We start from the raw sequence: 20213 nt of genomic DNA, 5'->3' as shown, positions 1-20213 counted from the left end.
ATGGAAGAGGAAAAGTTGAACCAAGATAAGCTGTATTTAGCCCTGACACGTCCGGCGATGATTTTCGGGGTGCCACTTGAAGCTGCATTTATCTCCGTGTTCGTCGGTGGTCTCGCCATGATTATAGGGGATTCCATCTTCTACTTGGTCCTTACTGTTCCTCTGATCGTGATTTCACACTTCATCGTTAAGCGCGATCAGAACGCCTTTCGAATACTTTTCAGGTTTTTCGATACAGGTGCGAAATGCAGGAACCGCTCCCATTGGGGTGGTTCTTCGCCATCTCCGCTCCGGCTTCAAAGAGCTTACAAAATTGAGGAAATCGACTGATGAGCCATTGCAGCCGCCTGTTAAAACGGGAAATTACGGCCACAGATTACTTGCCGTTCGTCCGTCATGCCGATGACCATACGATTATCACCACAAACCGCGGTGCTTTTCAGATGCTCAAGATTGATGGCGCATCGTTCCGTACCGCAGATACGAGCGGCATCAACTCGCTGCATAACGGCTTAAACCACCACATCCGCAACATTGCGGATGAGAATGTCATGATCTATACACACATCATCCGAAGCGAGGATCAAGCCTATCCCGATGGCGAGTTTTCGTCTGAATTTAGCGGCTGGCTGGACAAGACCTATCGCGAGCAAATTCAAGGAAAGCGCCTTTATCGCAACGATATTTACGTCACCATATACATGCAGCCGCGAGGCCTAGCTGCATCACGATTGGCGACCGGCGTAAAACGAGCCAGAAAGAGCCAGATTGAAGCTGATCAGGCTTTGCTTGAACAGCTCGAAGATAGAACCGGTGTCCTTGCCAAAAACCTTTCGCGTTATGGGGTACGGCGGCTCGGTCTCGTAAAAAGCGAACAAGGCTATGTCTGCTCGGAGCCGATGAGTGTTTTGCGCCAACTCGTCACTGGCCGCTATCAGTTGATGCCCCTCGTGCATGGAGCTATTGGGTCGGCCATCTACACGGATCGGGTCATTTTCGGTCGTGAGGCGCTAGAAATCCGCCACCCGGCAGATAGCACGTTCGGCGCCATGTTCGGCGTCAATGAGTATCCCTCTCGGACCCGTCCAACCATGCTGGGCGATCTCTTAACAGCCCCGTTTAGGTTTATCCTGTCGCAGTCGTTCCGTTGCATCGCCCGATCCGAGGCGATCAAGAGCATGAAGCTAAAAGAGGGACGGATGCGGAATGCGGGCGACGATGCTGTTTCACAAGCCGACGAGCTGAAAGACGCGCGTGATGAGCTTATGTCCGGCAACTATGTCATGGGCGAACACAACATGTCTTTGCTGGTGTTCGCTGATGATCTGAAAACGCTGCGCAGTCATGTTTCGGATGCAAGTAACCTACTTGCGAACTCAGGCGCTATTGTCGCCCGCGAAGATTTGGGCATCGAAAGCGCGTTCTGGGCGCAGCTCCCCGGCAACCACTCTAAGCGCCTTCGGCCAGCTCCGATGACTAGCCGGAATTTCACGGCTTTTTCACCACTCCACAATTACCCGACAGGGCACCGCGACGGGAACCATTGGGGTAAGGCAGTCGCAAAGCTGAAAACCAGCGCTGACAGCTCGTTTTATCTGAATTTCCATGTTGGTGATCTTGGGCACACCGCGATCTACGGGCCGTCAGGGTCCGGTAAAACAGTGGTCATCAACTATGCTCTTTCTCAGCTTGAAAAGCTCAAGGTCAAGCGGGTTCTGTTTGATAAGGATCGCGGCGGTGAAATCTTCGTGCGCGCGACTGACGGCACATATCTTGCATTACAGACTGGTGAACGCACCGGCTGCGCTCCGTTCAAAGCGCTCGATCTGACACCCGCTAACCAAGCCTTTCTTGTGGCGCTGACCAAAGCCATGCTTGCCGATCCGTACCACCCGTTTACGGCGGATGACAACGCCCGGATTGAGGCGGCTATTTCGGGCCTCAGAAATGTGCCGCAAGACCAACGCTCGGTTTCCGTACTACGCGAGCTGATCGGCTTCGGCTCAGGCGGCTCAGATGACATTGGCAATCGGCTGGACAGGTGGGCCGATGAAGGCCGTTTGTCCTGGGTGTTCGACAATGACCAAGATGAAATCGGCTTTGATGACGAGCTGATTGGCTTTGATATTACATCGTTCTTGGACGATCCGACTATTCGCAACCCGATGATGATGTACCTCATGCACCGGGTAGAACAGCTCATCAACGGCCAGCGCATCGCCATTGTCATTGATGAGTTTTGGAAAGCCCTAGCTGACGATTTCTTTGTGGATTTCGTCAAAGATAAGCTCAAGGTTATCCGAAAGCAAAATGGCATCGTGATTGCTGGCACACAGTCAACCTCTGACGTTGTGAGTAGCCCAATCGCAAGAACCGTTATCGAGCAATGCGCAAGCCAGATTTTCTTTGCTAACGAAAAAGCCAACGAAAACGAGCTGAGGCAGGAATTTGGCCTCACACAGCGCGAATATCAGATTGTCCGCAACGAGCTGTCGATTGGGCAATTTCTGATCAAGCAAGGCGGCAACTCGGTTGTGTGTGAACTCGATTTGCGTGGCCAGGACAACGCCCTTGCTGTTCTTTCCGGTCGCACAGAAGAAACCAACCTGATGAACACCATCAGGGCGCAATATCCTGATCCATCTCAGTGGCTTCCCATTTTTCACACGAAACGAAAGGAACTGTCATGAAACTCAAGGCCACTTTACTGCTTTCTGCGATTGCCTTCACACAGCCTGCGTTCGCACAAGGCGTGCCAGTTGTTGATGCCGCCGCCATTGCAAATGCCAGACAAGAATTTGCACAAGAAATCGCGCAGATGGTCCAGGAACTGGAAGAGGCGAAGCGGCTTTACGATGCTGTCAACGGCCTCACTAACATGCACGATATTGCCTCAGCTCTGAATGACCCGAGGGTGCGTGAATTGCTGGGACCAGAGGCCATGCAGATTGCTAGCTCCCTGGAGGTAAACATTGATGCACTTGGCGATCTGTCCAGTGCTGCACAGGGTGTTCTTGACCATACGCACGTTACAACCGATGATGTAACGGCTGATGACTTCTACCGACAAGAACTAGACAGAATAGGCGCGCAGTCAGCTCGGGATGCCGCGATCGGTGATCGTATTGTTCAGGCAGCAGACAGCCGCTTAGCGGGCCTAGAACGCTTGCGTCAGGCGATTGGTGGAGCTTCCACCCAGAAAGAAATCGATGCACTCACTGCGCGTATGCAGATCGAGTCAGCCATGCTCCAAAACGATACAAACCGTATTCAAGGATTGGCAATGCTTCAACAGGCGCAAATGCGAGTTGAAGATCAACGCAATCTAGAAATCCGAGAGCGAAACCGAACAGCAAGAAGCGATACGATCAGGAGTATGTTTAGTGATCAATAGAACCCTAATCTTCTTTGCGTTGGGCTCAGTCGCCTTTCTAAGCGCCTGTAAAGGTGAAGAGAACAAGACAGCAGAGTTTTTTGTCAACAACCCGAACGAGCGGGCGGCAACACTTTCAAAGTGCGAGACAACCGATGGTGCGCAATTAGAATCAAATTGTGTCAATGCCGCTGAGGCCGAAAGGGCGGAAAATCGCAAAACCAGAAGCCAATCGGTTCAGGAGCTTTTCAGTTCTACTGACTAGAGGTGTAAAATGATCCAACAACTTTATGATAGCCTCATTGGTGCATTTACCCAGCAAACTGATGCAATAGCGGCCAACATGTCAGGAGCGCTGGCAGCACCACTTACAGCGGCAATGCTCCTGTACCTTATCTTGTACGGCATCGCTATTATGAAAGGAGCCATACAGGAACCAATCTTGGATTTCGCTATTCGCGGCATCAAACTAGCTATCATTTGGAACTTGGTCACATCCGCTGGTGAGTATACCCAATGGGTCAGTAGCACCATCAATCAAGGCATCCCTGAGTTCGTCAACAGCATCACTGGCGGATCAGGAACCGTGCCGGGTGACTCGGTAATGCGACAAGCTGACATTTTCGCGTCAGCAGCAGCGGAACGGCACGCTGCTGAAGGATGGACAGGTGCGTTAATTGGGGAAGTCGTGTATTACTTCATTATGGGCTATGCTTTATTATTTGCTGGCATTTCGCTGGCAGCATCACTAGCCACAACGTTCTTTTTGTCTCTTATGGCGGCTGTTGGTCCACTCTTCATTTGTTTTGCATTGTTCGATACTACACGTGGTTGGTTCTTTGCGTGGCTTGGACAGATACTAAACTTTGCACTCGTGAAATTGTTAGTGATCGTGCTCGCAGTTGTGATGGTCGGGTTAATTGCCAATATAGCAGCTCAGACCAATGGTGTAGATGCAACTGGTGCATACTTTGTCTTTCTGATCGGCCTGACCTGCGGAGTAATTTTCTTCCTACTGATACCTTCCGTAGCTGCTGGATTGTCGGCAGGCGCACAAGCCTCAACTGGCATGTTACAGCGCGCTGTAGAGCGGAGTTTGGGCAAGCCTCCGAGCGGTGGCGGCGGTAACCCTGGTGGGAGCGCAACAAGACGATGATCAACATAACACACATCAAACTCGCTGCTCATGCATGGACGAGAATGCGCGAAGAAACGGGCTCATTGGTCTCAGTATCGCGTACATGGAAGCATGCATTCTAATGAGTGCTGCGTTTACCATTCAGCTTACAGCGGTGAATATAAGACCTTAGACGAGACGTGCGCTTGGTTCGTACAATTTCACACAAGGCATGAAGCTGCCAGCATTCATCATAGTGACCTTTCTGGTAGTCACTCAGGTCTTTCTGGTGCCGCTGGTCCAATCACTAGCGACGTCGCAAGAGCTTAAATCGCTCACAGATCGAAGTGTTCCAGAAGCTGCTTTCGTAATCGCCAAAATGAATGAACGTGTGAGGGCAAAGGTTCAAGCAAGGTTTTGGATGCAACACGCAATGGAACTAACTCATCCAGCCTCTACCATAGCGATGCGGACGAAACATTAAGATTTTTAGCGCCAGACAAATCCAGCGCTGCAATTCGTACATCAAGGTAATCCAATGAAAAAATATATCTTAGCCGCCCTGCTCGGCGTAGCGGGATGCGCTACCACTACGCCTTTGCCAGATGTTCGAGGTTCTGTGGTACGTCCGCTGAACCCCACGCAATGGGACTACCAAGAGGCGCTGCAACGCAAGCAAGCTGAGATTGGCGTCAAGGGAAATGGGGCGAACAATGATCCAGACTGATAAAGAGCTAAGGAAATACTTGGATGAGTCTCGGTCCTTTGACCAAGATAGGCTACTTGCAGCTCAGCGCTCAAAACGGCTAGCTTGGGCAGTCGCTGGTGTTTCTGGGCTGATCGCCTGTGCTGGTGTTTTTGCCATTGCTGCATTGGCTCCATTGAAATCGGTAGAACCGTTCGTGATCCGCGTGGATCAGGCGACCGGCGTTCCAGAGGTCATGACCGCGCTGACGGATGGGCAAGAAGCCTATGAAGAAGCTATAGCGAAGTATTTCCTAGCCCTCTATGTCCGCACTCGTGAGGGCTATTCATATGCAGCCCGTAATGTGATCTTCAATCATGTAATGCTTATGTCCGGTACAGAGGAACAGGCTGAATTCTCCGCCCATTTCAACGCCTCAAACCCTGACAGCCCACAGTATGTCTATGGTAGAAAAACAAAGGCAGAAGTTGAGATACGCTCTGTCTCATTTCTCGATGATGGGTTAGCGCAGGTTCGCTATTATCTGGTCACAAAGCACGGGGATGAGGACTTAGAGCGGCGCAGCCAATGGGTCGCAACTATCAACTATGAGTTTGACAGTGCGGCTGAAATCAGCTCGCAAGACCGGCTAATTAACCCGCTCGGTTTCGTCATCCCTAACTACCGAACAGACCCGGAGGTGGTGCAATGAAAAGCATAACCACAATCGTTACTGCTGCCTTTCTGGCAGCAACACCAGCATTTGCTTTGGACATACCTAGCCCCAGCAGTTCTGACAGCCGGGTTCGGTCAGTAAACTACAATGAGTGGGACGTTGTACGCGTCATTGGTACGGTTCGTACAACGGTTCAGATCGTGTTCGACCAATCCGAGGAAATCTTGGATGTGGCCGCAGGAGACAATGTTGCTTGGGAATTCAAGCCACGAAACAACATCCTCTATTTGAAACCTCGGGAGCTTCACCCACCATCAAACGTGCAAGTTGCCACAGTCCGCGCGGATGGAACAACTCGGACTTATTCATTTGAGCTGATCACGCGCGAAGGCGAAATTACGGTCAATAATCGTGACGTGTATTTTCAAATTCGGTTCCGTTACCCGCGCGATGAAGCCGAAGCTCGTCGGGTTGAGCGGGCCGCACAGCGTCAGGCTGCGCAGGAACAAGCGGCCCGCTCGCGCCTGTCTGCGTCTGTAGCGCATTCGGGCACAAAGAACTGGCAGTACCTGGCCGCTGGTTCCAGGAGCCAGCAACCAGCCAAAGTCTTTGACAACGGCGACTTGACCGTTCTGACCTTCAAACGCAGCACCCGCCTGCCGTCGGTTTTCTTGGTTGGCACTGATGGAGAAGAGCGCTTGGCGAATACGACCGTCCACGGGAATGAGATCATTGTGCACGGCGTTTCCAATGAAATTCGTCTGCGCCTCGGACGCGAGGTCACGGCAATCTACAATATGGGCGTCGGAAAAGGTCACACCTCTATCAGCACCAGCACAACCAGCCACCGCGTAGAACGGGAAGTCATTGGAGGGAGCAACTAATGACAATTGATCAAGACAGCCCCGCCGATGGGCAAACACTAGACGGTGAGCGCGGGATTACCTCTATTGCTGAAAGCCAAGGCAAGGCCGGCGGTGTTGAGATGGGTAAGAAGCTCGGTGTCGCGGCTGGCATCGCGTTTCTTGGTGTTCTCGCGTTTCTGCAATGGCCGACTGATGAAGAACAGCCCGTCGAAGAAGTTGCCGAAAGTACACGTCGTATCAGATCGGGCGGACAGTTCCAGCCTGCCGATATTATTGCCCCCCAGCAGGATCTGGCTCCCTCTGCAGCTGCTCCGGTAGAAGAACGACCTGTCGGACCAATTGAACGGATCAGGATCGAACAAGCTGAATTACCAGCTGAACCAACTGAGGCTGAACTGTTATTTGAAAGCTCAAAACGTGCACCGCTGATGGCGTTTGAAGGCTCTCGCAATTCAGTGCCGCAATCTGGTGCGACATCGACCGAAGGCAATGGACTGTTTGGATCGCCCGCTAGCGGCCAAAGCCAAGAAAACTCTGGCTTGTCCACAAATTTACAGGCCACCAAACTTGAGACTTCGTTAGCTACTGTTCTGGCTAATCCTCACCTAACCATTACGCAAGGCACCATAATTCCATGTTCGCTTGACACCGCAATGGATTCCTCTCAGCCGGGGATGGTACGGTGTACGGTGAATGATGACATTTATTCGACAACCGGAACCGTCATCCTTTTGGAAAAAGGGACCCGCATTGTCGGGCAATACCGTGGCGGGCTGCAACGAGGCACAAAACGCCTCTTTGTGATCTGGACGCGGGCCGAAACGCCGAATGGGGTTGTCGTCACGCTGGACTCTGGCGGAACGGATAGTCTCGGCCGCGCTGGCTTTGATGGCGACATTGATACGCAGTTCTGGACCCGTTTTGGCGGCACTATCATGTTGTCGATCATCGACGATGCTCTTGCGGGATACGTCGCCAACCAAAGCAGCGCAGACACCACTGAAAACACGACCGATGGCGTAAGCAGTCTTGCTCAAACGGAGCTGCAAAGCACGATCAACGTCCCGATCATCTTGCGTAAGAACCAAGGCGAAGAGGTCGCCGTTATGGTCGCCCGCGATCTGGATTTCTCAAACGTCTACCGACTGAAAACGAGGTAACGGAACATGCACGATGGAAACATGCCCCGGCAAGCCCCAGCGGGGCTTGCTTCCTTCTTGGCCCCTATCCAAGAATACCTAGACCGGCCAGACGTTATTGAGCTGTGCATAAACAGGCCGCAAGAGCTTTTCGTTGAAACCTATGACGGCTGGAAGGTTGAGCAGATCGCGGCGCTCACCTTCGACCACCTGAAAAGCCTGGCTACGACTGCCGCGACCTTCACAAAGCAGTCTATCGACGCCACGCGGCCCATTTTGTCGGGCAGTCTACCGGGCGGTGAACGCATCCAGATTGTGATACCTCCGGCTGTCCCTCAAGGCACTGTCAGCATCACGATCCGCAAACCCGCTGAGCGCACATTTTCCCTTGAGGACTACGAGGACATGGGAATGTTTGAGGACATTCTTACCGAGACCAACTCGCTGTCTGATGTGGATCGGAAGCTGCTCGATCTTCATGCAAAACAGTCTTGGAAGGCGTTTTTGAAATGCGCTGTTCGGAACAAGAAAAACATCTTGGTATCCGGCTCAACTGGATCAGGGAAAACCACATTTTCAAAGGCTCTTATACCTGAGATACCGGAAAACGAACGCCTCCTGACCATTGAAGATACGGTTGAGCTGGTCATACCTCAGCGCAACAACGTGCGCCTCATCTATTCGAAGGATGGACAGGGGCAGGCAAAGCTATCAGCTCGTCAGCTTCTTGAAAGCTCGTTGCGGATGCGGCCTGATCGGATCTTCTTGCAAGAGCTGCGAGACGCCGAAGCATTCTATTATCTGCGAAACGTCAACACCGGGCATTCTGGCTCGATCACGACCATCCACGCAGATTCCGCCATGCTGGCCTTTGAACAGCTCGCCTTGCTGGTCAAGGAAAGCGAGGCCGGACGTGATCTGAAACGCTCTGAGATTAAGGAAATGCTGTTTCAGATGGTTGATGTGGTTGTGCAGGTCAAGCGTAGCGATGGCCGGTTCCGCATCAGCGAAATTTTCTTCGACCCAACCCGCAAATTCGAAGGAGCCAAGCATGATACTTGAAAAATGGCCTGAGTTGTCGCCTGCCGCGAAAGGTACTTTTATCGGCGCGTGTGTGATTGTCGCCGCTGTCGGCTTTCTGATGATTTCGGGGTATGTCCTCAGTCGCGGGCTGGGGCTTGCTTACGATCCGATAGCGAGTATGGCTCTGTATCCTAAGCTGGTCATCACTAGGGGCTTTGACGGCGAAACTGGCAGGTGGATCAAGATTGCTGGCTATGCTGGGATCGTACCTGCCCTGGGTATGATCATCGCCTTTTTGATGAACAAGCCTAAGCAAGACCTGCACGGCAAAGCGCGCTTTGCTGAGGACAAGGATATTAAGTCGGCGGGGCTGCGCTCCAAAAATGGGCTGATCGCCGGTTTTACTGGCCCCCTGCCCTCTCGGAACTACGGAAAGCCTGTCGATAAGATGGGGCGGCACGTAGAGGACGGTGGTGCGGTCAAAATCGCTCGCAAGGGCCATCTGACGCCCAAGAACCTGCTGACGTATGGCGGGCCGGAACACATGTTCCTGTACGCGCCTACACGCTCTGGTAAGGGTGTGGGTGTCGTTGTGCCGAACCTGTTGAACTGGCCCGGATCGGCGGTGGTTCTCGACATTAAGAAAGAAAACTGGACGCTGACGGCTGGCTTCCGCCAGAGCGGCGGTCAGGACGTGTATCTGTTCGATCCGCTTGAACCGAACGGCAGAACGCACCGATGGAACCCGCTTTCAACGGTGCGTCGGGGCGGCGATTTTCAGATTGAAGATTTGCAGCGCTTGGCTGATCTGTTCATTCCGGTGCAGTCGAAAGACCCGTTCTTTGATCGTGCGGCACAGACCGCTTTTGTCGGTGTCGGCGGTTATCTGGCTGAAACGCCGGATTTGCCGTTTACCCTGGGTGAGATTTTCCGCCAGCTCACGTTAAGCGGTGATGTTGTTAAGACGTTCAAGGATCGGATCAAAAAGCGCAAGGACGATGGACGGCCCCTTTCGTGGCAGACTGAGGCCGCGCTTACGGATTTCATATCGAAGTCCGAGAACACCTTTGAAAGCGTCAAATCCACTATCACGGCCAACCTCGGCCTGTTCGCCAACCCAATGCTTGACCGGGCCACATCGGAATCGGATTTCGACTTTGCAGACCTTCGTAAGCGCCGCATGTCGATCTATGTTGGCATCACGCCCAACAATCTCGGTCGACTCGGCCCCTTGCTCAACCTGTTCTTTCAATCCTGCGTTGATGCGAACATGCAAGAGTTGCCCGAGAATAACCCGGAGCTGAAACACAAGGTCTTGCTCTGCATGGATGAGTTCGCAGCCGTGGGCGAACTGCCGTCCTTCAAGCGTGGTATCGGTTACTTTGCCGGTTACGGCTTGAAGGTGCTGACCATCATCCAGACGCCCGCCCAGCTCTCCGACATTTACGGTACTGATGGAGCGGCGGCGTACATGGACAACGCCGGTGTCGAAGTGGTTTTCACTCCGAAAAGTCTAAAAGAGGCGCGCAACTTGTCTGAGCGGTTCGGCACGATGGCGATGGAAAGCAAGAGTGAATCGCGATCAAAGCACCTCTCCAACAACAAGGGCACGACCATCAGCACCAGCGAACAAAAACGATCTCTGATGATGCCGCAAGAGCTGTTGGCGATGGATCAGTCAAAGGCACTTGTCATTATCGCGGGGCAACCGCCTGTGATGGCAAACAAGCTGCGGTTCTATGCCGAAGAGGTCTTTTTGGAGCGGTCGAAGATTGCACCGCCAGAAATCCCGTCAATCGCCCCCGACGCCTTGGACGGCAAGATTTCTAAGGTCGAAGCCGAAAACCTTGTGCTGAGGAAAGAACAGGCTGAGACCCGCGAAGAGCTGGCCGCTGTTCGTGATGAACTCGCCCGGATCACGGCCCTGGCAGCGTACAGAGACGAGAACGTAGCAGCCGGACAGCCTGCGAGCGTCGAAATGACCACCGAAGAGATTACAAACCCGGGCGGCATCATGCCGGAGCGTTTGAAGCTCGATCATTCGAGTGCGCGCGAGAAGCTGGCCGCGCTGAAAAAGTCGGGAAAGCTCACGTCGCAGGATGGTGCAAAGGAGCTGCTTACGTCCCTTGGCGTCGATCTTCCACGCCCTGCCATTGCATAGATTGAGAGGTAGTCATGGCTGACACACAAAACCAAAGCAATCACAACTTCGAACTGTCCTACGCACACTCCGACGACAAGCACAGCTATGCGACTGCGGGCGAAGCTGGAAAAGCCTTTGCCGACGCCGATGCAAAACTTGCGCCACGCATCATTGAATCGAGAGACAACAGCGCAAGAACCTTGGCAAACATCGGTCGCATCGGTGACGAGTATTACAAACAGGTGCCCTCCCTTGATACGGTTCGGGCGGATAATCCTCGTGAATCCGATGTGCAGTTTTGGAGCGCGTATCATGATCGGATCGCGGAGCAAGCCCGCGCGAACAATAGCCCTGCTATTGACGGTGCGCCTATCGAGCTGAAAGAGCCAGAAAGCCGGGGTACGGACAACGAGCGCAAGGCAGACGGCAAAGAAACTGGCAAAGAGGCACAGCCCGTCATGTCACCCGCAATCGACAATGCTCCTGAAGGTTCGGCAGAGCCGGAAAAACCTCAGCCGGAACAGTCGCGGGATGAAAAGTTTGCGCTGCCTATGAGCTTCGAAGAGCGCTTTATCTTGACGCGCGAGACCAACCGGCAAGAAATGTTCCGTTCTTACGATGACAAACGACCTGCAATCTCGGATCGTGGTGACAGCCTTCACACAAAGAACGCTGATCGCAGCACCGCAATGGACATGATCGAGCTGGCGGCGCATCGCGGTTGGTCGTCTATGAAGGTGAAAGGGCCGGAAGAGTTTCGCCGGGAAATGTGGATTGAAGGCACAGCTCAGGGTATCGAAGTCAAAGGTTACAGACCGAACGACAAAGACCGGGCAGAGGCCGCGCGCCGTGCCGAATTGATCGGTGAAAGGGTCATTGAACGCATTGATCAGGACCGGGGGGCCGGTAGCCGTCAAACTGGCGCAGCTCCGCAGTCTGAGAACCAGGCTAAGGCCCAGAGCAATGTTGTGCCAATGATCAACTACAAGGACGGTCTTGAGGGCAAAATTACCGACATTGGCACCGCGCCCTATCGTGATCGCGAAGGCGCGTCACCAACCCCTTACGTTGCCTTGGAGCTTGCCGATGGCCGGTCTCATAAACTCTGGGGTGTCGGCTTGCCTGACATGCTCGACAAGAACCAGCTCAAAGAGGGTGACAAGGCCACGATTTACGACAATGGGCAAAAAGCCGTCACCGTGAAGGAGAAAGACCCAAAAACCGGCGTCATGAAGGACAAAGACACCTTTCGGCGGGAATGGGGTGCGCGTGACATTGAACGCGCCCCTGAGCGCGAAGGGAACCGCGTTGTGCCCGTCCAGAAGAGAGACGAGCCAGTAATTGAAAGTGCCGAACCGCCCGCAGCGAAAAAGGAGGGTCCAGCCGTGACGACACAGCCTGACGCCGATAACGGCGCAAAGCACCATCAAGAACAGCAACGCCCCTCGGATCGCCTTGAGGAACGGCTTAAACACAAAGACGCGGCCAACAGCCCACAGCTTCGCGGTGCGGCCAGCACACTTGCCCTGATCGAAGCTGAAATGCGCGCGCAGGAAATACCGGAAAAAGATCGCCAGCAGGTCCGCGAACATGCGGCAAACGAGCTGGCTAACGGTCTCCGTGCCGGTCGGCAGTATGACGTTCAAAGGCTCCCGAATGTCAGCGCCGCCCAGCAAGCCGCTGCGCGTGGCATTTCAACGAAAAATGTATCCCAGATCATCGAGCAAGCGCGTGTTCGAACGCCGCCCAATGTCGCGGCCACCAAGGGGCCAGCTCAGCCCTCCGAACAAGCGCGGGAACGCACTCAACAGCAAGACCGCGCCCGCGAACGGTAAACAAGAAAGGAAAGCACAGTGCTGGTAATCACGTCAGACACCCTCCCCCCATTTATCGAGATACAGGAGCTTTTGGGACAGTTTACAGTCACCCATCCCATGCCGATGAGACGCAATTTGATTTCGAGCATCATGGATCGGAACAAAAACGTCCTGCAAGAAGCGCACCAAGCCATCGTGGATACTGCGCTGACGGCCCAAAATGCAGACGGAACCCCGGCCAACCTCGCATATGGCATACGGCTTTCAACATGCGTTATGGAAGATCAAGGCAGTCCGGTGCTGATTTTAACGTACACCGGCACCGCAGCGATTATGCGCAACATATCTGAGGACTAACCCTCGCCAGTTTCAGCGATGCGAGATCCGAAAGCGTCTCGATGCAAAACAACCTCGCTGAAACTGACGATGCCAGAATCCGGCCTCGCCAAAAATAGCGATGCTGCAGCTCAACGCTCCCTTGACGGCCCGCGCCCCCGCTCGGGCCGTTTGTCGTCGCCGGAACGATCTTTTTCCTGGGTGCGATCAACGGACGGCTGGCGCTGCACATCAGAACGGCCCTCAGTGCGCGCCACAGAGACGCTATGCGCCATTGCGGCCCGTTCGGTCGATACGTCAGTCAATCGCCCTGAGAACGCCTCCACGGCTCTCCCTAGCGCCCTGTCGTCAGGATCGGGCGATTCCGCGAGAACTGCCGCAGCCGCGCTATAAGTTTTCATCACACGATTGCGCCGCTCAACAATGGCACCGTCCCAAGGCTGGCTTGGCAGTCGGCCCCCATTGTCTTGCATGTCCCGCTTAACCTCTCGTTGCTTTGCCTTATCGACATACGGGGTTATTCCGCGCTGGCGAATTTTGTATACCGGCGTTCGTTCACCCTTTCGGGTTACGCCGCGCGCATGACGCGGGGTTGATTCAGCCTCTACGCCTCGCTGTCGCAGTTTTTCCGCAAAAGTGTCGCGCAAATGCTGTAGATCGGCTTTGCGAAGGTTCAGCTTAACTCCGTCATACCCCACGGTTCGAACAGTCAAATGCACATGCGGATGCTTGGTGTCAGTATGGAGGGCCATTGCATAATCATGACGCCCGCCGAACTCCTGCTGAGCCAACACGCGAACAGCGTCCTTTACAGCCGTCGCGTTTGTATTCCCAGGCATCGAAAAAACTATGCTCGTAGTTATCCGGGTGCGGTCAGTCGCATCGCCATTAGCTCTCGCTTGATCATGTCTGCGCATCCAGTCGCGATACAAATCTGCGGTTGCTTCCTTGCCGGTCAGGATTGCGCCGTCGCTGGTCTCAACGTCCAGCTTTCCGTTCCTGCTGATATAGTCAATATGAGCGCTGACCCTGGCTCCCTCAGTGCGCCGGTTCACGACGATGGTGTTGCCGCTCTTGTCAGTTTTGGCGGGACGAGAAACCTTAACCATGACTTCGGGTGCCTTACTGACCACACGAGCCAGACGCGCCTTGTCGGCAGCGCTGATCGTTGTCCCGCGACTTCCACCCCGCGCCTCGGTTTTTTTCACCTCTCCTGTGTCGGGTTTCTTTCCGGTCGAAAAGTAGCCCGCAGCGGGGGACCGAACAGTGCGAGCGCGTCCCGGTGGCGACCAACAGTCCTGAAAACCCAACTGAGATTTAAAGTCACTCATCCGCTTTGGCTTCCCCTATCTGAAAACGTAAGCGCCCTGCTGCGTACCGTGTCAACTGATCCTCAAGGCTTTCGATAGCGGTTTTCAGCTCAGCGATTTCTTGGCGCGTGGGCGCATAATGTCCGCCGGTGAACACGTCCCTATTCATTGCCACGGCAATCTGATTGAGGTTCGTGGTCGCACCTACGAGTTGGCGAAAACCCCAGCGGATCGCCTTTCTCTCCCCTTTCACCGGCTGCGGCGCAGAGCGAGCGCGGGAAGTCAAAATGCGAGCTGCCCAAGTTGACGGTAGTACGCCCTGCGTTCGCGCTTCGGCTTCTATTGAGGCGCGCACACGTTCGCCAAGCCGGACAGTCAACTTGCCCTCGCGGCGGCTTTTAACACCTTCTCTCTTTGACGGCGCTTGCGGTTCTTCTTCCCCAATAACCAGATCAATCATCTTGCCCACAAAGGTCGAAACCGTATGGCCCTCGGCTTCTGCAACAGCCTTTAGCTGTGCATGACGCTCGGGGGACAGATATGCGGTTGCGGGCTTCTTTTTTGTGGGCATGATGATCAATAGTAATATACTTGCTGGCGCTTAGCCTATCCTGCATTAGTCTGTTTTTCTACCCTATTTGTGCTCCCAGAGCACTTTTGCCTTTTGCACCCTTTTGCGAGGGAATGCGCAAAGCGCATCACGTTCGTAGAACGTGCCGGGGCTGTCTGCCCCGGACCCCGAGGATATTGGTCGAAGGTGAGAGGCGGGGCGTTCCCTAAAAATCAGATGTTCCCAAAAACGAAAACGGCGCGTGAGTTGCCCCACACGCCGCGCGTTGTGTTTTGATTGGGGTCAGTCGAAAAGCGTCACCGTGCGCCCTTCTGGGGTCAACCGGAACACGGCACTATCGTAGAGATAGGAAATCCCGCTCCACATAAAGTAGGTGCCTGCCAAGATGAGCGGGGCCATCAGCCGCGCGATGAATGGTACACTTTCATCAAGCTGCGCGTTGCCGGTGCCCGTGAAGATCACAACAACTGCGCCAATGGCTGCGCCCAGAGATATGAACATGAACACGCGAACAACGAACTGAACCGGGCGACGGATCAGCATCATCAAGTTCCAGATCATAAAACGCAGCACAGCCATAGTTTCACCTCATAGTTCGACCACCTCAAACAGAACAATGTCTGTAAGCGCGACCTCTTCGATACGTTCGCCATTTTCAAAGCTCACCATAAGAGCTTTATTCGTTTTTGCCTTGCGATCAGTCAAGATGCGTCCAATCTTCTCGCCTTGCTGGCAAAGAATAGCCACCTGACCGGATGGCGACTTGCGCGGGCTTTTGTCAGCATCCGTACCCGCTTCACTGGCCAAAGCGGACAAGCCCGGTTCCAGATTGTTGCGGGGTGGCTCGGCAGGCGCATTCTGCGGCCCCTGCCCCGCTTCAATCTCATTGCGCAGAGCTGCAACCGTTACGCGCGTCACATCTTCTGCCGGTGTTGCCTGAACAAAGCCACGGGCAGCGGTTTCGTCTTTCTTCCACTGTGCGTTCAGATCGGCAAGCGCCAGAACCGGCACGTTCTGCCGTGCCAGCTCTTGCAATTCCTCTGGCATCTTAACGACACCCGCGAACCTAGAAATAGCTGACGGACTCCAACCCAGAGATTCCGCAATCTGTGGCCGCGTCATGCCGTCCTTTTTCATCTGCTCGACTGCCAACGCAATTTCCATCGTCGTAAGCTCTTCGCGCTGCACGTTCTCCGTGATCTGGATCGCGCGTAGCTGTGACGTTGCCTCGCGAACCTTGGCAGGAATGGTTTTCAATCCAGCCAATTTGGCAGCGCGCCAACGTCGCTCGCCCATGATGATAAGGTGCTTGCCGTCTGCGCCTGCGGGCTGAACAGTAATTGCCTGCAATACACCGTGAACCTTCACGTTGTCGCTCAATGATTGCAGCTTATCTTGATTGAACGTGCGGCGCGGCTGCTCTGGATCGGGTTCGATCATCGCAACATCAATGAGAACGTCGCCGTCACCTGACGCCCTTTTATTTGAGTTGATCTTATCCAACTTACCCGATGCCGCCAGTTTATTCAGCGTACTTGTGAGATTCCTTGCCATCTTATGCGCCTCCGTTCACTTTGCCGTAGAGCCAATCAAAGAACTCGCCAAACTCTGCCTGCGCTTCCTTGCCGCTCTTGGTCTTCACCTCTGAAAGCGGCACACCGTCCTCTTGCGCCACAACGTAGGCCACGCGGTTGCGGATTTGATGACGGATTACCACTTGCTCAAACTCTGACGCCACTGCGGCCAGCGCATTGCGCTCCACCTCCTTCACAGCGTCAAAGCGCGATGGCAGGAACCCCAACAGTTGCAGGTCTCCGTTGACTTCTTGGGCAGCGATAAACGCCTCAAGCGCCGTTTCGATGCCATCCAGCGAGTATTTTTTCAGCTCGATAGGAACCAGAAGATAATCAGCACCAAGAAGCGCGCCATAAACAACCTCACCAAAGCTGGGCGGCGTGTCGATTACGCAGAAGTCAGCACCTTTGCTGTTTGCAAGTGCGTTGCTCACATTGACCATGACGTCATCGGTGTTTTGCGCTTGCAAGTCTTTGTGACCCACAACAATGTTGATCGCCCCGGCTTCTATGTCGGCATTGAATGGCTTTGCATCAGTGACCATTGCCAACGCATCACCAATGACCGGCGAGTTTTCAAACGAGCTGGTCAGGTTCCTTTGACTGTCCAGATCGACCGCAACAACCGAATGACCCTTGGCCGCAAGTGAATAGGTGATTTGGCTCGCAATCGTGGTCTTTCCGACGCCGCCTTTGTTATTTGCTACGACTATCTTTTTCATTGCCCTGCTCTCCTGCATCAGCGGGATTTATTCCCCATAATCTCAAGGCTTCATCAACGATAACGTACATTTTCACGTCATCTTGCGCGGCTCTGGCCTTCAACGCCTTGTGTAAATCTCTGTCCATGCTCATCGTCACGGTCTTTAGATTCTCTTCGCTCATATCCTTGCCTATTTATTTATTTATTGTTTTTGAGTGCCCTTTCTGTTCATGGACTTCAAGGTAAATGTGCTCCCGGTGCACATTTACCCCCGGCCATCCGGGGGCAAACACGTTTCAGGCAACGCCCCTTTGCAACTGCTCCGGCTGACCTGCTGCGCTTTCCAGCACAAAATCTGCCGCCTTCTGCGCAGCGCTGGCCGCTTTGAAAATCAGGTGATTGTCCTCACGCAACGATTTCAGCCAATGCTCAATGTACGCGGCGCTTTCTTCGGTCGTCGGCTCGATGCCGATCTGCGCCCCAACAAAACACGTTCCGATTTCAGCAATCAGCTCTTCGAACGCATAACCGGCCTTCGTCTCGAACTTCTTGAAACGATCCAGCCGTGATTTGTGACCCGTCCAGTGAACTACCTCATGCGCAAGTGTTGAATAGTAGTGTGCCGAGGAAATAAACGCCTCAATCGGCGGCATCTGTACGCGGTCGGCAATCATGTCATAGCTGGCAACAGAACCGCCGTGCGAAACCTTGGCACCAGTCGCAGCAAAGAACGCCTCAAGCTCTTCGACCGAGGCAGCTCCGTATTCGTCCTGGCTGCGATCCTCGACCGCGTACCGATCTGGCAGGCCGTCGCACTGATCAGCATTGAATACGCGATAGGCTTTCAGATACGGAATCTGCTCATCTTCGCCCGTCTCTTTGTTGGCCCGCTCGAATGTTCCGTATTTTACAACCGTGGTCGATTTCTCGCCCTTGCGCACGTTGCCGCCCAGCTCTTGAGCTTGGCGGTAGGTCATCCAATAGGGCGAGCTGAAACCGGTGCGCTGTGCCGCGATCCACAAAGCCAAGATATTGATCCCGCGATACGGCTCACCAGTCGAACGCAGGGGCAGGGCGGAACAGCCCGAGCCACCGGCCCAAGGCTGACGCCAAGGCGCAACACCTGCCTCAATAGCTTCGATGATCTGCGATGTGATTGCGTCGTAAGCGTCGAACTTCTGAACCTTTGCCATTTGTGGCCTCCGTGGTTTCGCTTTCTACACAAATAAATAAATAAATATTTATTTATTGTAAAGCAAAATGTGCTCCCGGTGCACATTTTCTCTGGCTACTGAATTACGCGCAAACTCGGCTGACGGGGTATAGCTCCGGCCAAAGCGACTAGCTCAAGCTCATTCCGAACAGCCTCAATAGCCTCCATAGAACCGCCGCCTATGGTTGGTTGAGCGTCGGGAACCTCGTAAATCTCAACCCAATCTTTCATTGCACTTGAAGCTCTTGCGGCCTTCGCGCTCGATGGCGGCAACATTTCGGCTGTAAGTATGGGCCAGTTCTGGGGCCAATCTATATGAGCGTCGTTTTGCTCCATCCAATCCAAAGCAGCGACAAGGCTTTCAAACTCACAGCCAAAGGCTCGGCTATCAACAGCACGAAACACACGCGACCGCTCATCAATGGCATGGACGAAAAGAAACCTCATACTTAGCCGCTAAAGAAGAACCGGCCAAAATTCAACGCCATACGGAGCAACCGGCTTAACCGTCGCCTTGGCAGTTACCCACACCCCGACGCTTCGATTTTTGGTGTCTCCGCTTACGGGGTGCTGCGGTCAGGCCTATTTCTCCCAAGGTCGAAATAGGCCCGACTGGATAACTGCCAAGAATGATCGCACACGATCATGCCGGGGCTGTCTGCCCCAGACCCCGAGGATATTTTGCGAAGGTGAGAGGCGGGAAACCCCATGAAAAAGCGGCATCGCCAGAATTGACGATGCCGGCCACCTCCTTGCATTCAATTTCAGGCTGCAAACAGGTCTAGCTGTTGGGGCTGAGGCGCGGGCAAGCTGCCCCATTGATCAGCCATCGCAGCAGCCATACCCGGAAAGAACCGGCTGCGCTCTGCGCCCCGATCCTCGCCGGGGCTGGCCTTATGAACGCTGTCACGCGCGGTAGAGCCATCAAGCGTCCCGGTAGGTGTTAGCTTGGGCAGGTTGCGACACCAGAACCCGGTGCGCTTCTTCTCGTTGTCGGGGCCGCCCTCTGTAGTGGCAAACTGCCAAGGCTGGACATAGAAGGGCTTAACGTCACCAAAGTTGATACGCTCCTTGGCATAGCGGTGCATCACGGGGTTTTCGATTGCAACATACGGAACGTCGGCATCCAAACATTCCTGAAATAGCGCTGCGCCTTGGTCCAGATGCTCCCAGAGCATCGCAAGGCGCTGTTCCCGATCAAGGAAGGGCCATTGTTCAGCCTCCGCCTCGGTGCAGCTTGACGGCGGGTTCTGGGGCGGCTCGGTGTACCAACGAACCCCGGAATTGCAAAGACGGGTGCAAGGCGGGTGGCAGATGATAACCAGATCAAACCGGCCATAGATTTCTGGGTGCCGCAATACATCGCGAATGTCTGCAACAAAGTGCCGGTTACTGCCTTTCTCATCTGGTTTCAGATCGCACGAATACGCATCATGACCAGCCGCCAAAAAAGCATCCCGAACGGTGCCACTGCATTCACAACCGATTAAAACGCGCATCCTGCTATCCTCTTGGTGTCCCACGTTAAAGTTCTGGGCAAATTGATCTGGTTTTCAGGTCCGGCGCTAAAAGCGCCTGATCTGCAAACCTGAATGCGATGAAAGAAAGGGGCGGGGAATTTGGAGGGAAAAATTGGCAGGACCGTGGAATACCGGAGGCCGCGCAGC

The 20213-nt window shown here is 54.0% G+C and carries 22 protein-coding genes; 13 read left to right on the top strand and 9 right to left on the bottom strand.

Going from position 1 to position 20213, the window contains the following annotated elements; genetic code table 11:
• From BLP79_RS18110 to BLP79_RS18045, 13 genes are all read left to right on the top strand, one after another.
• A complete protein-coding gene (locus tag BLP79_RS18110) occupies positions 1–330 on the top strand; it encodes a VirB3 family type IV secretion system protein (RefSeq protein WP_090221104.1) in 330 nt (109 codons plus the stop codon).
• Complete coding sequence (locus BLP79_RS18105; protein WP_090221103.1) at positions 330–2690, top strand: VirB4 family type IV secretion/conjugal transfer ATPase; 2361 nt, start codon at positions 330–332, stop codon at positions 2688–2690. The genes BLP79_RS18110 and BLP79_RS18105 overlap by 1 nt, the downstream gene beginning before the upstream one ends.
• Positions 2687–3394 (top strand): TrbJ/VirB5 family protein, encoded by a 708-nt coding sequence (locus BLP79_RS18100; protein ID WP_090221102.1) that lies wholly within the window; start codon positions 2687–2689, stop codon positions 3392–3394. The genes BLP79_RS18105 and BLP79_RS18100 overlap by 4 nt, the downstream gene beginning before the upstream one ends.
• Positions 3384–3638, top strand: a complete 255-nt coding sequence (locus tag BLP79_RS20315) for an EexN family lipoprotein (RefSeq protein ID WP_090221101.1) — start codon at positions 3384–3386, stop codon at positions 3636–3638. Before BLP79_RS18100 ends, BLP79_RS20315 begins: the two co-directional genes overlap by 11 nt.
• Before the next feature lie 9 nt (positions 3639–3647).
• Positions 3648–4529 carry a TrbL/VirB6 family protein gene (locus tag BLP79_RS18090; RefSeq protein ID WP_090221100.1) on the top strand — a complete coding sequence of 294 codons (882 nt, stop codon included), beginning with the start codon at positions 3648–3650 and terminating at the stop codon, positions 4527–4529.
• Between the two features lie 499 nt (positions 4530–5028).
• Positions 5029–5217 carry a hypothetical protein gene (locus tag BLP79_RS18080; RefSeq protein WP_090221098.1) on the top strand — a complete coding sequence of 63 codons (189 nt, stop codon included), beginning with the start codon at positions 5029–5031 and terminating at the stop codon, positions 5215–5217.
• Positions 5204–5887, top strand: a complete 684-nt coding sequence (locus BLP79_RS18075; protein ID WP_090221097.1) for a VirB8 family type IV secretion system protein — start codon at positions 5204–5206, stop codon at positions 5885–5887. The genes BLP79_RS18080 and BLP79_RS18075 overlap by 14 nt, the downstream gene beginning before the upstream one ends.
• Positions 5884–6735 (top strand): P-type conjugative transfer protein VirB9, encoded by an 852-nt coding sequence (virB9, locus tag BLP79_RS18070; protein WP_090221096.1) that lies wholly within the window; start codon positions 5884–5886, stop codon positions 6733–6735. The genes BLP79_RS18075 and virB9 overlap by 4 nt, the downstream gene beginning before the upstream one ends.
• Positions 6735–7877: a type IV secretion system protein VirB10 gene (gene virB10, locus BLP79_RS18065; protein WP_090221095.1), complete on the top strand. Its 1143-nt coding sequence runs from the start codon at positions 6735–6737 to the stop codon at positions 7875–7877. Before virB9 ends, virB10 begins: the two co-directional genes overlap by 1 nt.
• A 6-nt stretch (positions 7878–7883) precedes the next feature.
• Complete coding sequence (gene virB11, locus BLP79_RS18060) at positions 7884–8918, top strand: P-type DNA transfer ATPase VirB11 (RefSeq protein ID WP_232716630.1); 1035 nt, start codon at positions 7884–7886, stop codon at positions 8916–8918.
• Positions 8908–11040 (top strand): type IV secretory system conjugative DNA transfer family protein, encoded by a 2133-nt coding sequence (locus BLP79_RS18055; protein WP_090221094.1) that lies wholly within the window; start codon positions 8908–8910, stop codon positions 11038–11040. Before virB11 ends, BLP79_RS18055 begins: the two co-directional genes overlap by 11 nt.
• 14 nt (positions 11041–11054) lie before the next feature.
• Positions 11055–12857 (top strand): LPD7 domain-containing protein, encoded by a 1803-nt coding sequence (locus tag BLP79_RS18050; protein ID WP_090221093.1) that lies wholly within the window; start codon positions 11055–11057, stop codon positions 12855–12857.
• Between the two features lie 18 nt (positions 12858–12875).
• Positions 12876–13196, top strand: coding sequence for a hypothetical protein (locus BLP79_RS18045; RefSeq protein ID WP_139163239.1), 321 nt, complete (start codon positions 12876–12878; stop codon positions 13194–13196).
• A 110-nt stretch (positions 13197–13306) separates the two neighbouring features.
• Here BLP79_RS18045 and BLP79_RS18040 read toward each other — a convergent pair whose 3' ends face one another.
• The 9 genes from BLP79_RS18040 to BLP79_RS18000 all read right to left on the bottom strand — a co-directional run bounded on the left by BLP79_RS18040 (position 13307) and on the right by BLP79_RS18000 (position 20045).
• Positions 13307–14506 carry a relaxase/mobilization nuclease domain-containing protein gene (locus BLP79_RS18040; RefSeq protein ID WP_090221091.1) on the bottom strand — a complete coding sequence of 400 codons (1200 nt, stop codon included), beginning with the start codon at positions 14504–14506 and terminating at the stop codon, positions 13307–13309.
• Positions 14499–15056 (bottom strand): plasmid mobilization relaxosome protein MobC, encoded by a 558-nt coding sequence (mobC, locus tag BLP79_RS18035; protein WP_090221124.1) that lies wholly within the window; start codon positions 15054–15056, stop codon positions 14499–14501. The genes BLP79_RS18040 and mobC overlap by 8 nt, the downstream gene beginning before the upstream one ends.
• 282 nt (positions 15057–15338) lie before the next feature.
• Positions 15339–15635, bottom strand: a complete 297-nt coding sequence (locus BLP79_RS18030; protein ID WP_090221090.1) for a hypothetical protein — start codon at positions 15633–15635, stop codon at positions 15339–15341.
• 9 nt (positions 15636–15644) lie between these two features.
• On the bottom strand, positions 15645–16610 hold the full coding sequence (locus BLP79_RS18025) for a ParB/RepB/Spo0J family partition protein (protein WP_090221089.1): 966 nt from the start codon (positions 16608–16610) through the stop codon (positions 15645–15647).
• Between the two features lies 1 nt (position 16611).
• On the bottom strand, positions 16612–17352 hold the full coding sequence (locus tag BLP79_RS18020; RefSeq protein WP_090221088.1) for a ParA family protein: 741 nt from the start codon (positions 17350–17352) through the stop codon (positions 16612–16614).
• Positions 17327–17515, bottom strand: a complete 189-nt coding sequence (locus BLP79_RS18015; protein WP_090221087.1) for a hypothetical protein — start codon at positions 17513–17515, stop codon at positions 17327–17329. Before BLP79_RS18015 ends, BLP79_RS18020 begins: the two co-directional genes overlap by 26 nt.
• Before the next feature lie 114 nt (positions 17516–17629).
• On the bottom strand, positions 17630–18526 hold the full coding sequence (locus BLP79_RS18010) for an ArdC family protein (protein ID WP_090221086.1): 897 nt from the start codon (positions 18524–18526) through the stop codon (positions 17630–17632).
• Between the two features lie 95 nt (positions 18527–18621).
• Complete coding sequence (locus BLP79_RS18005) at positions 18622–18993, bottom strand: hypothetical protein (protein ID WP_090221085.1); 372 nt, start codon at positions 18991–18993, stop codon at positions 18622–18624.
• Between the two features lie 317 nt (positions 18994–19310).
• Positions 19311–20045, bottom strand: coding sequence for a hypothetical protein (locus BLP79_RS18000; protein WP_090221084.1), 735 nt, complete (start codon positions 20043–20045; stop codon positions 19311–19313).
• Between the last annotated feature and the right edge of the window lie 168 nt (positions 20046–20213).

It is taken from the genome of Epibacterium ulvae, from assembly GCF_900102795.1.
GTDB classification, from domain to species: domain Bacteria; phylum Pseudomonadota; class Alphaproteobacteria; order Rhodobacterales; family Rhodobacteraceae; genus Epibacterium; species Epibacterium ulvae.
This window is presented reverse-complemented; position numbering and strand designations above follow the sequence as displayed.